This window comes from Neobacillus niacini, assembly GCF_046591715.1.
Lineage (GTDB): Bacteria > Bacillota > Bacilli > Bacillales > Cytobacillaceae > Neobacillus > Neobacillus niacini_L.
The window spans coordinates 1,210,185-1,224,728 of sequence record NZ_JAWVNQ010000001.1 but is presented as its reverse complement, the minus strand read 5'-3'; the positions used below and the strand labels follow the sequence as shown (position 1 = coordinate 1,224,728).

The window sequence follows — 14,544 nt, the reverse complement described above, 5'->3', positions numbered from 1 at the left end:
GGTCCATTTCTTTATGTTAAAAAATGTTCAGAACTCTGCTAAAAATCAAACCCCTGCTGATGTAGTAAAAAGAGCAAAGAAATCCTCGGATTTTAAAGAGATCATAAAACTTGTTTTAGGAGTCCAAATTCATATCCTATATTTCACTACCCTCATCGAACACAAGACGATGGAACAAGTATTTCTTCCATATATAAATGAATGTGAAAAACAGAAAGACCACTCTTTCGATTTGAATCAATTTAAAGATAACTTTCCACTTGAAGATGTCATTCGTACACAAGATGCAAAAGAAATCGAAGATAAAATTCATCAAGGCTTTGTACTGATAACAATTGAAACTACCTCTGAAGAATGCCTTTTAGTAAATGTAAGCAATTTATCTGAAGGGGTTAGAAAAACAAATGAAACGGAAAATGAGTTTAGTGTCACAGGCCCAAAGTTAGGGTTTGTTGAGAGTCTTGATACGAATATTCTTCTACTTCGAAGTAAATTAAAATCACCATTGTTAACGACAGAAGAGTTTGTTCTAGGCACCTTATCAAAAACAAGGGTTACCATTGTTTATTTAGATGGAATAACAAATGAAAAACATATAGAAACCGTAAAAAAGAGACTCTCTGAAATCGATTTTGATATCATCTGGGATACTTCTGTAATTGATCAAATCATTCGAGATAATTCTCACACTCCCTTTCCACTCTACGTGTCTTCTGAGAGGCTGGATAGAATTTCTTTCACACTTTCAATTGGCCAGGTAGTAATTTTTTGTGATGGTTCACCACAAGCCATATCTGGCCCTTCTACCATACTCGATTTTTTTATCGCGTCAGAAGATTATTATTATAACTGGGTGATTGGATCATTCTTTCGTTTAATTCGAATCTTTGGAATCATCTTCTCCATCTTTTCTTCATCTATTTATGTTGCGGTTGTGACGTTTCACTTTGAGGTTATTCCTGCGGACTTACTTGGTCCGCTTATAAAATCCAGAGCGAACGTTCCTTTTCCACCGTTAATAGAGGTACTATTTTTAGAGATGACCATTGAATTATTACGAGAGGCAGGAGCTCGATTGCCTACAAAAGTAGGGCAAACATTGGGTATTGTTGGAGGTATTGTCATCGGTCAGGCAGCGGTTGCTGCAGCACTGACAAGTAATGTTTTATTGATTATCGTCGCTTTATCAGCTCTAGCCTCATTCACTACACCAACCATGGCGATGTCCAACACGATTCGATTATTAAGATTTCCCTTTATCCTCATGTCCTCATGGCTAGGCGGGTTAGGTATTATGGTAGGCTTTGCTGTTTTACTATGTCATTTGTTTAAACTAAAATCGTTTGGGACCCCCTACATGGTTCCTTTGTATCCATTCCGGCGCAATAATTTCAAAGATAGTTTTATCCGATCACCATATAGTGAAATTAGCAAAAGGCCGGGTTTTTTGAAACCGAAAGAAACCATCAAATATTCACATGTAAAGAAATACCAGCAAAAGGAGGATATTAATGACGAATAAAGCATTAGTAAAAATAGGATTTGTCGTTCTATCCTTACTCCTATCCGGATGTGTTCCTCAGAATATTATTGATGAGGTTTCTCTAATGCATAATATTGGGTTTGATCGAGAGAAGAACTTGTTAAAAGGGTTTGTTGTCTATCCTGATTATCAACAAGGGAATGAATCATCTTTGATTTCGGCTCTTGCAACAAATCCTTCCAACTTACGTGAAGAGCTTGGTTTTAAGTCTCAATATAAAGTAGAAATGGGACAATTACGGGTCATCATTTTTGGAAACAAAATAAGTAAATACGGTTTAGCACAAATCCTGGATACCATTGTCAAAGATCCTCAAGTTGGCCTAGTCAGGATTGTGATATCAAATGATTCCCCGAGCAAAATACTTAAAAAAACACTAAATGAGCGTCCACTTTACTTGATGAATTTAATTGACCAAAGCATGAAAAACGGAGGCATTCCTGAATCTAACAAACATATCATCTATGATCAATATTTTGGAACAGGAATTGATATGTCCTTTCCAATTTTAAAAGTGGACTCCAGCGGAAAAATAAAAATAGATGGAATGGGAATATTCAAAGAGGATAAATTAAAATATAAGATTTCAACGAAAGAAGCATTAATATTAAAATTAATGACTGATCGAAATAAAGTTGGGGTATATAATTTAAAACTTTCCAAGAAAGGTCACAGCAGTGAAATAGGGGTAAGATTTCTTTATGGAAAGGATAAAATTAAAATCATTAACGTAAACAACCAGGATGAGGCAAAAATTAATCTTGAATTGAATGTAGAGCTTTCTGGTTTACCTGACTGGATGACAGTTAAAAATGAAAAGGATTTTAAGACCATTAAACATGAATTACAGAAATCAATTTCCAGAGATGCTGAAAAACTTCTTAAAAATCTTCAAGCCCAAAACGTGGATCCTATTGGATTTGGGAGGCTCCACAAAACTAACGATACGAATTGGTCTGAGGATAATTTTTATAAAAATATCTACCCTGGAATGAGGTTTAATGTAACTTCTAAGATTATCATCAGACAAGCTGGAGTTGGAAAATAGTGGGCGTTAGAGTAAAAGAGCAATTTCAGGTTTCTACTTTTTTTACTTTCTTTTTAATTCATGGTTCACAAACAGGTATAGGCATTTTAAATTACCAACCCCATATTGCGAAATATGCAAAACAAGATGCCTGGATTTCTTTAATCATTTCCGGAATAACCATCCATTTAATCCTATTCATTATATTTAAAATGTTAGATTCAAATAATAATGATTTAGTAGCTGTACATGAACACTGTTTTGGAAAAGTAATAGGAAACGCACTCTCCATATTTGTTTTAGCTTACTTCTGGCTTGCGTCTTTTACTGTTTTTCGAACTTATATTGAAGTCATTCAAATTTGGGTTTATCCTACAATCAAGACCTGGCAGCTTAGCATCTTAATCGGGGCTCTATTATTTTATATCGTATCAAGTGGGTTCCGTATATTAACTGGTTTCAGTTTTTGGGGAGTCATTTTACCATCTTTTTTATTCTTACTCATCTACTTCCCCATGAAATATACAAATTACATCTTTTTATTACCTGCTTTTAGTCACCCAATTAGTGATTTACTTTTGTCAGCAAAAGCATCAACTTTGCTTTTTCTTGGCTTTGAGTGGATATTATTGTACTATCCTTTTATTAAAGACTCATCCAAAATCCCTAAATGGGCCCATTATGGAAATCTATATACGATTATTGTCTACTTAATCATAACATTGATATCATTCCTCTATTTTGATCAAGATGTATTACAACAACTACCTTGGCCAACTCTAATGATGCTGAAAATCGTACAGTTTAGTTTTTTGGAAAGGTTTGAATATGTATTTATTTTTATTTGGTTACTAGTCATCATTCCTCCAATGTGTATATCTATGTGGGCATGTACTAGAATAGTCAAGAGAACGCTATCAGTTCCCCCCAAGGTTTCCTTAATCCTACTTATTCTTTTAGCAATAATTGCTTCAATAAGTTTGAAAGATATTGAAAGCGTAGATAAGATAAGTAATACTGCTTCTAACGTCGGATTTGTATTTATTTATATTTACATTCCTTTACTTTTTATTACAAAAAAAATAAAGGATCACTACCTAAAGAATAAGATAACAAGTGTTTAGTCCTTTTTATGATGTATCAATAGAAAACCTGTTGCAAAGCATTGAAGAAGTTTCATTCACTTACTTATCAAGGAGAGGGCCGACCGTATAGACCATAAGGTGCTAAATTTCTCGGGACTCGGCCTCCTTTCCTTTTCAAGTATTGAATAACTGTGTTTCTTTATGCCTCTCCTTTAATGCCTTATTCTTATTTATAAAGTTCATTAATATTTCGATGAAACCTTTTGCAGCAGCTCCTATATATTTTTGTTTATGGTAGACAATAGACACTTCTTTGATGAAAGCTGGATTTGTTAGTTTGATAGCCTTTAAAGCCCCTGTATTTTCCATTGAAAAGAGTGTACTCGTAATTATAGATGCCCCTATCCCCTCTTCGACTAAATTCAATATCGTTTTTGAATCGGTTGATTCAATGATAGGCTTAAGGACAATCCCCGCAGATAGACACGCCTCCTCAAATAATTTCCTAAAACAATGACCAATTGGATTTAGTATTAACGGAATGTTTAGAATCTCATGAAACTCAATTTCGTCTCTCACAGCCCAAGCATGATCCATTCTCACGACTAAATAGAACTCATCCTCGTATAATGGAATTTGGATTAAACTTTCATCTGTTCTTGGCATGAAAGTAAGAGCCATATCAATTTCGTTTTGTTTGACCTTTTCTACCGGGTCATCTATAGAATAGAACTGAATCTGAACGTGAGGATATTCAGCATGAAACTCTAATAAAACCTTGGAGGCTATAAGACTCAAGTCACCAGAAAGTGCCCCTATCACCAATTTACCTCTTTTCACCTTGTGCAGCTCCTCTATTTGTTCCGATGCAATTCTTAAATTTTCGAACACTTTTTTGCAATGTTCAAGGAGGATTTCACCCGCTTCCGTGATTGCTATTTTTTTACCTAAACGATCAAATAAACGAACACCCATTTCATCCTCTAACGCTTTCATTTGATAGCTTAAGGTAGGCTGCCCAATTCTTAGTTTTTCTGCAGTCTTTGTAAAATGCAGTTCATCACAAAGGGCCATGAAGTATTCTAATTGTCTTAATTCCAAGATTTTTTACCCCTTTGAACATTTCAATTTTTATATCGGTAATCGCTCTCTATTCATTAAAAGAAACAGCTAGAGCAGTGACAGCTCACACAGTTGAGTGGATGGTGAACTGTCACTCCTACTATCTACTAACCTTACAATCTATTTAACTATTATTATCCAGAGGTGTTTCAATGACAGGTTCCGAGAATTCATCCACGAACCTGGATTTGTTCGAGTGGTTCAAATTCTATTCCAATGCAGTCATATAGAAGCTGATATTTTCTAGCTTAATAGATTTTTATTTGTTTTCATATGAAACGACGGAGCGAATCATTGGATTACCTGCACCTTCTGCTGCTTTAGGACCACCTTCATCCATAGGACCAGATAGACCAGATTCCTTACGCCATGGAAGTTTATATGTTTTCCACCATAAGCGCTCGGAGAATGTGCTGCTGCTGTCCATACCAAGAGTCGGGGCAAATGGATATGGTGATTGGGTGCTGAATACAAGAAAATATTCCTTCGGTACGTAAATGGAGTACGAGCTAAGATCAACTGTGACCCAGCCTGGAACAACACCCGATTTTGCAGGAATAGATTCCGTTAGCTTCTTTCCCGGCCCGCCATCAGGTCCAGTGGCATCATATACATCAACCTGAAAATCCTCCCCGCCGGGACTAAACCTGCGTGGGTCGATATAAAACTTTCCGGCAGTCAGCAATGCTTGTTCCTGGCCTTCCTTTAATGACATTTTTAATGCGGCCTCGTCTACTCCAGTTACCAAAAAGACATTTTCAGCCGAGCCATCATCATAGCTGATTTCACCTTCTGTACCGATAAAAGGCTTTAATTGTATATCGATTGAATGTTTGGAATTGCCCTTAATTTCAATACGTTCCTGGTAGGTATGAAAATAAGGGGCACTCACTTCAAGGGTATAGCTTCCTTCAAAAGGTGTCAGTGAGTATTTACCGCTTGCTTTTGTTCTTACTGGGAGCACAGCAGCATCTTCAATAAGTTTCACTGTTGCTCCTTTGATTGTCTTTTTTGTTTCGCTGCTCTTGACGGTTCCATTGACGATGCCTTTATCCATTGGGGACAATTGTATAGCTACATTGGTCAAGGCATCTTTCGTAACGCTTACCGTTTGAATCTTTTGCTTAAAGCCATATGCATCGGCTTGTAGATGGTATTCATCAGCTGGCAGATTTACGCGGAAGCTTCCATCTGTTGGATCACTCGTCAATAGCCTTCCATTTTCAACAATTTGAATGTGGGCGCTAACTGGGACGAGAACTTGTTTTTCATCAGTGCCTTGCAGCCTTGGAGCCCCCAATATTGGTTCTAATACAGTCGTTGAAGCTGAGGGTTGATAGACATCTCCTGAAGGCTTGGCTTCTATGGCTACATCATCCAGGTACCATCCTAAATTAGTTTTGTCACTGTCAGAATGAAAACGGTAACCTACATATACCGTTTTTCCTGAAAAGGAAGACAAATCGATAGAAATAGATTCCCATTTTGTGAATAAATGTCCTTCGTTTGTTTTTGCCACATGCCAGTTCTTCATGTCTTCAGAAACGAGCACTTGCCCGTAATCATTCGCCCCAATCAAAAACGGGAATCCAAAGGTCTGTTTAAAGTTAAGGAACACCGATTCTCCTTTCTTGACTTGGACCGGAGGCATTGTTAACATGGATTCCTCGTTATTGTTATAACTCCAGTTATGTTCGATGCTATCTCTCCAATCAGGGATCGAGGTCGCGTACGCATTAGTCCCAGAAGCCGCCTTCACGACATGTGTCGGCATGACCTTCCCCCAATTCCACGAGCTATTTCTACCTGTACTGGACCACCCGACAGGTATTGTTTCAAAATCTGTTGCATACCCGACCGATATTCCTTCCTTCAGAGGCAGGCGAACAGGGGCGGTCTTCGTACTGTTTCCAGCATAGTCCGTAATTTTCCAGTAATACGTAATTTCTTCCCCTTTTATTTTTTCCATTGGAAGTTCACTAGCATAAGAACCATTATTAAAGTTGCCTTTATATAGTGTGCCAGTTGTTGTTTGCTCTTGTTCTCTTCCAACTTGATAGTGAAGTTCCACTTTAGAAACAGCAAAATCGTCAGAGGCTTGTACAGATAGTTTTAAAGGAGCATTCGCATATGCATAAGGTAAAGGCTCATGCATGGCTTCTGGTTTCTTTTTATCGACAGCTTTATATCCTACTTTACCCGCCAGATTTCCAACCCCGTTTGAAGCGCTCTTAACCAACCCTATTAGATCAAGCAGCCCTCTACCATAGGCATCATTCGGAGAAGTTGGATAATCTGAATCGGATAACGGAATCAATTCGGCATACAACGTTTCTTTCAGCTTGTCTATCTGCATGTTGGGCTGCATTTGCTTTAAAATAGCTATGGCGCCGGATACATGCGGTGTTGCCATGGAAGTCCCATTTAACAACCCGTATTCGTTATTTGGGAGAGTTGAAAGAATCGCTTCCCCAGGTGCGACCAAATCCGGCTTTATCTCATGGCCGCCATATGGAGAAGGTCCCCTTAAGGAAAAAGATGAGATTCGATTGACGGAATCCGTTGAGCCCACTGCTATGGTTTCCGGGTAATTTGCTGGATTGACGATAGAACCTGGTCCGACGGGTGTAGTCATACCGTCGTGATTTCCTGCGGCAAAAACCGGTGTAATGTCGGCTGCCACCCATGCCTTCACAACCGATCTGAACCATTCATTCAAGGTTGAACTGCTGCCCCATGAATTATTAATAATGTCCGGTGCCATCTCTGGATGAGGAGTTCCCGATTCATCCCATGGGGCGAGAAGCCATTCTCCTGCTTTGATCAAGTCCGTATCCATTGCTCCATTTTCTGATAATGCCCTTACTGCAATCCAGCGTGCCCCTGGAGCCACTCCGGTACGCATGCCTGTTTCCGGATCATAGCCGACCATAGTCCCTGTCACATGTGTGCCGTGTCCAAACGTATCGATTGGAGCAGGACTATCTCCCACCAAGTCCAGCCAATTGTATGTGTGTGTCATGGTGCCATCCGCATTGAGTCCTCGGTATTGGTTCTTCAGCGACGGATGATTGACGTCCACCCCTGTATCAAACGTGGCAATTACAACACCTGATCCATCCAACCCTTTTTCCCATGCTTTTTTTGCTTGAATTTTTTCTAGGTTCCAAGGGAGCTCATTTGTTAATTTTTGGACTTCTGATGTCTTTGGTTTCGGCAAAACATGCCTTTCATTTAGGTAAATATGGTTTACCTCCGGAAAAGCTGCAATTTCCTCGATAACCTCTTTCGTGGATGTAAAGGAAACCGCATTTACGATGTAATAAGATTGGTCGTCCTTCAGTTTGCCTTCCGCTTTCTTTTGCTGGATAAAATTTTTGATATGATACTGTGATTGTTCAGCATTCGTTTGTAGTCCTGACAGGACTGCTGATCGCACTCGGAGCTTCTCTTGAAAGCTTGTAGCCTTCATTTTCTTAGCCTCTTCTCGAGCTTGATTAGCAATTTGTCCAACATCCGCTTGGTTTTTTAACTCAACAATTACATCTCTGTACTTGTTTTTTTCAAATGCCTGTATTACCTCCTGATCCACCTTTCCTTCCATTGGGTTTGGATTTGATACTTCGTTTTGAACCGCACCGCCTCTTACAGGGAAGATTGTTACTAGTAAAAGAATAATCATCAAATAAGCTGCTAAATTTGGTTTTCTCCTTTTTAACCCTTTCCTTTGACTTAAAGAAAAATGCAACCTGCTAATACTATTTTTCAAATGGGTGAAACTCCTCTCAACTTTTTATTTGTATAACCGATAACCTATAAATTGCATGGTTATCAAACTACGCAATTAGACCTCCTTTGTATTTAGTAAAGACTTCATAATAGTAAAAGTATTCAGAAATATTAACAATACAAGATTTTAGATTGAACTGATTAATAAATTAGATGAAAAAACTGTCTATATAAAACATAGTAAACAAACACAACAATTGACTGGTACTTACTTTGAATAAAGCATTCACATGAATTCAATGGTTACTTGCTGTTTCTTTAGAATAGGAATGTTTAAATTTCATAGAATAAATTAAAACATAGACAACAATAAGTGCAGCAAATAAATTTAGCACGATTAGCGAAAGGTTCAAATTAAAAAATTGAGTCAAAACTCCCACCCCAACAATCGGGACTATAAAACCAGAGTAGGCACATATATAAAAGGCAGAGATCACTCGCGGGCGCTCATTTGGTTTTGGTAATTCACCAGCTAATCTTAAGGTGACTTGAAACGTCCATCCGGCGCCAATTGCTTGAATGAATATGCCGGCCCAGAGCAAAATTAAATTCGCTGTCTGTCCAGAAAAAACAATCACCCATGACCCAATGGCAAGGAATAGAATCCCTATACGCATCCTAATAACGGGATTGTATGGCCAAGGAAAGAACTGCACCAGGGCTCCCCCGCCTAATAGCAACAATATTAACAATCCGGAAATAGATAGATTGTCAGTGTAAATAACGTTCTTGGTGAAAGAAGGAATAAGAGAAAACACAATCCCGACTAGTGTAAAAACTGTAAAGATTGGAAGTCCGATAAAAGACCAAAAATGTGCCCTAATATCGTCGGGAATATCGAGCGAAATTTTTGTTTTAGCCGGTTTTTGCACTTGGGAATCCTCGTCCTTCGGTAACAATTCAAGAAATACCAATGAACTCAATAACATGACGAGAAGGAACCAATACGGCAAATGAAGCGGCTGAAAGTGCACATATTGCACAATCAAACCTGAAATAGCAGGGCCGAGACCAAAACCAATATTTATTGTTACTCCTGACAACTTTATGGCTTTATTCACTTTATCATCAGAGGTTTGTTTTAATAAGAAAATGCTAGCTGTTCCTGTAAAAGCACCATATGCGATGCCTTCTAAAATCCTTGCCACATAGAGCATCCAGACATCAAAACTCACAAGAAAAATCAATGTCGATACTATTGAAATCCATATACTGAAACGAATGACTCTTTTTAATCCCCATTCACTCCCTTTGGCGCCTACTATTAGCAATGTAGGCAGCAAGAAAACAGCATAGATGGCAAATAGGATGGTTATTTGGAGACTATTTAGCTGGTAATACTCACTATATAAAGGAAATAATGATGAAATAAACGTTGCACAGCATGACATCATAAGAATAACCCACAGCATTCTTTTCATTACGGTTTCCTACTTTCGCAAATTTGATATGATTCTTTACAACAAAACAAATTTAGCACATTTAAGACCGTTCGGTCAAGAATTATCTTGAACGATCATTCTTAAATATTTTTGTAAGTCCATTTATAGCCTCAAAATCCAAAAAAATAAGAGCTGTAAAACAGCTCTTTGGTTAACCTTACTATCACATTTATACTGAAAATATTGATCATCTATTGAACGCTAAGTTCAAGTTGATTTTCCTGTATTAATCAGATTTACTTTTACTCTTACGTCAAAATTTATGTTCGGATAGATGTCGTCCCATTTCATTTCGTTCCAGCTTTCATAAGGTACACGATTACGTACCAACGTGCCTATTCCGATAGGATCTGTCTTATATTTTTGCAGCCTGTTTAACAGCTTTTTGGAATGGGATATTAAATAATTTTCAACCTGTTTTTCCAATTGTTTTTGATACTTTACTTCACTTAAATCTATTTTACCTGTGTATTCAAGTACGCTTCCTTTTAGATCTATAATTACTTCGACCGTCATATTCTTTGTTATACCAGTGTTCACTTTTTTATCAATATTAGAGTTAATATTTCTTAAGAATAGATTCTCATTTTTGCCTGACTTTTCATCATGAATACTAATCATTAAATTGCCATTATTAATATCTCCACTTAGAAAATTAAGAATCTGTGTTTCACTTAAAGTTAGACGTGCAACATATTGATCTCCTTTGAAAGAACCCAATCCTTTTAATTCAACGTTCTTTCCTTTAAATGATAATACGGGTAAAACCGGATCAATACCATCGTCGTAATAATCTCTTAAAAAATGATATTTATCAGTATTTAAAACTTTATTTTGAGTGCCTAATTTCTCCATGAACGTAAAAAGGTACTCAGCATTATCTTCAATTGCGGGTATCTTTTTTTTAAGTAGTTCTTCTCCTTTACCCTCCACGATAGCAAATTTAACTCGAGCTCCAAGTTCGGGATCTCTTGTAAACGTCTCAACCACATTCATAAGTCCTTTTTTTGAAAGTTCCTCCCCGAAGAGAATCGTATTCTGCCCACTTACTAGCTTTAAATTTGTTAAATTTTGAAGTTTGATGAAGGTTTCATGAGTTGATTTTCCATTAGCAGATAGAGTATGGCTGTCAAACGTTCCTTTTTTAGAAACAGTGGGAAATAGAACAGTAGTTTTTAATGGATTCTCTTTACTTTCCGACATATCGAAAGCAACAGATTGAATAATCCCTAAATCTTCAATAATATTACTTGTTCCACACCCTGTTAAAAACAAGCAACATATCGCGATCCATACAGTAATATTATTTTGCATGATTAATCTCCCTTTTTAGACTTTGAATAAAAAGGATGCTTAGTACAAAGATGGGTAAAGCCCAGGCAATACCAATTGCACAAGTACTCAGCCTTTCCACCCACTTTTCGACATCCACTATGGAATCTGGGAGCAATGCAAGGATACAACCACAAGCTAGTATTATGAAAATCCAAAAATTAGGCTTAACACTTTTATTAATATTTCCAAGTATTTGCTGAGCTCCCCAGTAGTAAATTACAATTGTTGATAGTACTTTGAAAGCAAAAACGGAAAAGCAGAGATTTTCGGCTCGTGTAAGGAAAGGAACTTCTGTATATTCAAACAATGTCATCACTGGGTATTTATCATGTAATATCTGGTCGAAGCTAAAAAATCCAAAACTTAAAAAGAGGATACTTAAATAGATAATCATGGATATAAAATTTCCAATAAAAAGAGCCTTCGTCCATTTTTTTTCTACCATAGGATAAAAAAGAATGGATACTTCAATACCCAAAAAAGCTGAATAAACATGAAGTGTCCCCTTCAAGTAATCCGTTTCTCCTTTAAAAAAGAAAGTAGTAAAACGCGAAAAGTTAAATTCTGGAAATAGGTAAAACACTAAAAAAATCATCAGCTCAACGAAGAAGAATAAAACCACACTTGCTTTAGCGAACTGGTAGATTCCACCTCTTAGTAATTGAAAACTAGCAAGAGTAAATAATATGATAAAAAGTATGTATGGTAAAGCTGGAAAAAACATTAATTTATATATGAAGATATATTCACTCGTAATCATGCTTGCTATTCCAATCCAAATACCAATGATAAACAAATAGATAGGCAGCATTACCCATTTGGGAACAGATTCCTCAATGATTTCAAAAATTGACCTGCCCTTACCCAGCTTATAAATGATCGCAATCATCATAATATTAATATTTACAAGAACGAAAATGAAAATGATACTTAACCAGCCATTTTTCCCGAAATATTCGGCAGTTAGTCGAGGTAAACTATATAAGACTAGACCATTTTGCATCATCATGATTAGTATAGACAGCTGAAAAGGATGGAGTCGTTCCTTCATATTATCACCTTTAATTCCTCTCTTTTTCACCATTGTTTTGCATCAAAGATTGTACTGGTTGTCCATTCTTTATTTTAGAAAAAGGCCCTCTCACAATACTATCCATCCAATCTTTGAAAAAGGTAGGAGAAATCGGCATAAAATAAGGTGAAGATAAATTTGTTAACCCTGTTAAGTGGATGATTAACATTCCAAAAACAAAAAAAATCCCAATATTCCCCAAAAAACCTGCCACTAAAATAAATAGAAACCGAACGATTCTAATGGAAGCACACATAATATAACTAGGGACTATAAATGAAGCAATGGCCGATACAGCAACAACTATTATTAAGATATTACTTGTAATTCCTGCTTCAACAGCTGCTTGGCCAATCACAATACCTCCAACAATTCCAATTGTTTGACCAATTTTGGTAGGCAGTCTCGCACCTGCCTCCCTAAGCAATTCAATTACTATTTCTAAAAATATAGCTTCAACGATTGGTGGAAAAGGTACTCTACTCCTAGACAGCATAATACTTTGAAGCAGGGATTGTGGAATCATTTCGAAATGATATGTACATATAGAGACATAAAAAGCTGTGAGTATTAATGTAATAAATAAAGCCATGTATCGGAGAATCCTCACTCCTGTTCCTATAATCCAACGCTGATTATAGTCATCGGGTGACTCAAAAAAATCAAAGAAACTAGAAGGAGTACAAAAAATATTTGGACTTTCATCGACAAGTCCGATTACCTTTCCAGAATATAGTTTTGCTACAGCTATATCTGGTCTTTCAGTGGTATAAAATTGGGGGAATGGTGAATGTTGATGATCATCAATGATTTGAATCAAAACATTAGAATCTGATATGGAATCTACTTTAACTGATTGAATCCTCACTTTTAGATGATTCACTACATCCATTTTTGCAATTCCCTCGATATAGATTAGAAGAACTTTTGTTTTTGAAATTTCCCCAACAGATAACTTAATCATTTTTAAGCGAGGACTTCTTACTCTTCTTCTAATCAAAGAAACGTTTGTTTTTAATGTCTCATTAAAGGAATCATGAGGCCCATTTATGACAGTTTCTGTTTCTGATTGTGAAATGGATCGCTTCTCAAATCCAGCTACATTTATTAAATAGATATGCTCACCAGTGAACATCGAAACATTACCCTCTAAAATTCCATTTATGACTTTTTCTTGATTGCTTTCCTGTTTAAACAGCGATTGCTGAAACGCTTTTTCAACATTATTGAATGATATTTCTCTTATGGGTGAAAGTATTTCCCATTCTAATGTTTTGGAATCTACTAATGAGTCTAAATAAATGATGTGAATTTCATCCTGATTAAATGAACGATGGACAAGGTCAAAACTATTTCCTAATTCTTTGAGTGTCTTTTCTAAAGATGCTTCTGTAAGTTTATTTTCAGCAGAAACTTTTAAATTTGAATGATTTTCATCCTGTAGATTAACAGTCTCCGCTTCTTTTTGTATGAAAATCTCTTTGACTATTGTTCGAAATCGACCCATTCATGCTCCATCCTTTTAACCAGTTTCATTTCTATTGTTTACCATTAATGTTACTTATATGTATTTAGACATTCTTTTCAAAATACAACACAGCAAAAAGAAAGAGTGCCTAGATTATCTCTATATAGGCACTCCTTTCTAGTATAAAAAATCGTTTATTCCCGGCAAGACATATATCAATTGTATAGAAAACATGTAATAATCAAAATTCCAATTCCTAATAAACTTATTCCGTATATACGTAAATTATTTAATGATCGAAGTACCCCTCTTTTCATTAAATACTCATTTATTCCAAAGAATAAAATAATGGGAATAATCCACCAAAATACTTTTAATATAGTAACTGCACTAGCTCCGGTATCATTAAATAGGAAGCCTACTCCCATTAAAAAGAATGAAAATCCTAGTGACAATATAAACAAATATCTAACAACATACGGTAAATATTTCACGATATCCCTCCTTAGAAGGCAGGCTATTTCGGAAAATCATTCAAGTAAGATTTCGGGATACTCTTCCATTAGATTCCTTCCGTTTTGCATTTCTTATTCCCAATTAAATATCAAATACCCCCAGAAAAATTCGTGTGGTTTTTTTATTATTAAATATGGAGCTTGTT

General features: G+C 36.4%; 10 protein-coding genes. 3 read left to right on the top strand and 7 right to left on the bottom strand.

Going from position 1 to position 14,544, the window contains the following annotated elements; translation table 11 throughout:
• The first annotated feature begins 13 nt into the window (after positions 1-13).
• The 3 genes from SFC47_RS05980 to SFC47_RS05970 are packed head-to-tail and all read left to right on the top strand — an operon-like array spanning position 14 to position 3,694.
• Positions 14-1,522 (top strand): spore germination protein, encoded by a 1,509-nt coding sequence (locus SFC47_RS05980; protein ID WP_411253323.1) that lies wholly within the window; start codon positions 14-16, stop codon positions 1,520-1,522.
• Positions 1,512-2,591, top strand: coding sequence for a Ger(x)C family spore germination protein (locus SFC47_RS05975; RefSeq protein ID WP_411253322.1), 1,080 nt, complete (start codon positions 1,512-1,514; stop codon positions 2,589-2,591). The genes SFC47_RS05980 and SFC47_RS05975 overlap by 11 nt, the downstream gene beginning before the upstream one ends.
• Positions 2,591-3,694, top strand: coding sequence for a GerAB/ArcD/ProY family transporter (locus tag SFC47_RS05970; RefSeq protein WP_411253321.1), 1,104 nt, complete (start codon positions 2,591-2,593; stop codon positions 3,692-3,694). Before SFC47_RS05975 ends, SFC47_RS05970 begins: the two co-directional genes overlap by 1 nt.
• A 135-nt stretch (positions 3,695-3,829) precedes the next feature.
• Here the strand turns inward: SFC47_RS05970 and SFC47_RS05965 are convergent, their stop codons facing one another.
• The 7 genes from SFC47_RS05965 to SFC47_RS05935 all read right to left on the bottom strand — a co-directional run bounded on the left by SFC47_RS05965 (position 3,830) and on the right by SFC47_RS05935 (position 14,377).
• Complete coding sequence (locus tag SFC47_RS05965; protein WP_411253320.1) at positions 3,830-4,756, bottom strand: LysR family transcriptional regulator; 927 nt, start codon at positions 4,754-4,756, stop codon at positions 3,830-3,832.
• A gap of 280 nt (positions 4,757-5,036) precedes the next feature.
• Positions 5,037-8,546, bottom strand: a complete 3,510-nt coding sequence (locus SFC47_RS05960) for a S8 family serine peptidase (protein ID WP_411253319.1) — start codon at positions 8,544-8,546, stop codon at positions 5,037-5,039.
• A 256-nt stretch (positions 8,547-8,802) separates the two neighbouring features.
• Complete coding sequence (locus SFC47_RS05955) at positions 8,803-9,987, bottom strand: MFS transporter (RefSeq protein WP_411253318.1); 1,185 nt, start codon at positions 9,985-9,987, stop codon at positions 8,803-8,805.
• Between the two features lie 228 nt (positions 9,988-10,215).
• Entirely contained in the window at positions 10,216-11,322 is a 1,107-nt protein-coding gene (locus SFC47_RS05950) for a Ger(x)C family spore germination protein (protein WP_411253317.1), read from the bottom strand.
• Positions 11,312-12,394, bottom strand: coding sequence for a GerAB/ArcD/ProY family transporter (locus SFC47_RS05945; RefSeq protein ID WP_411253316.1), 1,083 nt, complete (start codon positions 12,392-12,394; stop codon positions 11,312-11,314). Before SFC47_RS05945 ends, SFC47_RS05950 begins: the two co-directional genes overlap by 11 nt.
• A 10-nt stretch (positions 12,395-12,404) precedes the next feature.
• Entirely contained in the window at positions 12,405-13,922 is a 1,518-nt protein-coding gene (locus SFC47_RS05940) for a spore germination protein (RefSeq protein ID WP_411253315.1), read from the bottom strand.
• Between the two features lie 176 nt (positions 13,923-14,098).
• Positions 14,099-14,377 (bottom strand): hypothetical protein, encoded by a 279-nt coding sequence (locus SFC47_RS05935; protein WP_411253314.1) that lies wholly within the window; start codon positions 14,375-14,377, stop codon positions 14,099-14,101.
• Positions 14,378-14,544 lie beyond the last annotated feature (167 nt).

Excerpts from the sequence above, each read along its gene's own strand:
- SFC47_RS05980 (WP_411253323.1), top strand. The coding sequence starts at position 14 with ATGTTAAAAAATGTTCAGAACTCTGCTAAAAATCAAACCCCTGCTGAT.
- SFC47_RS05975 (WP_411253322.1), top strand. The coding sequence starts at position 1,512 with ATGACGAATAAAGCATTAGTAAAAATAGGATTTGTCGTTCTATCCTTA.
- SFC47_RS05955 (WP_411253318.1), bottom strand. The coding sequence starts at position 9,987 with ATGAAAAGAATGCTGTGGGTTATTCTTATGATGTCATGCTGTGCAACG.
- SFC47_RS05950 (WP_411253317.1), bottom strand. The coding sequence starts at position 11,322 with ATGCAAAATAATATTACTGTATGGATCGCGATATGTTGCTTGTTTTTA.
- SFC47_RS05945 (WP_411253316.1), bottom strand. The coding sequence starts at position 12,394 with ATGAAGGAACGACTCCATCCTTTTCAGCTGTCTATACTAATCATGATG.
- SFC47_RS05940 (WP_411253315.1), bottom strand. The coding sequence starts at position 13,922 with ATGGGTCGATTTCGAACAATAGTCAAAGAGATTTTCATACAAAAAGAA.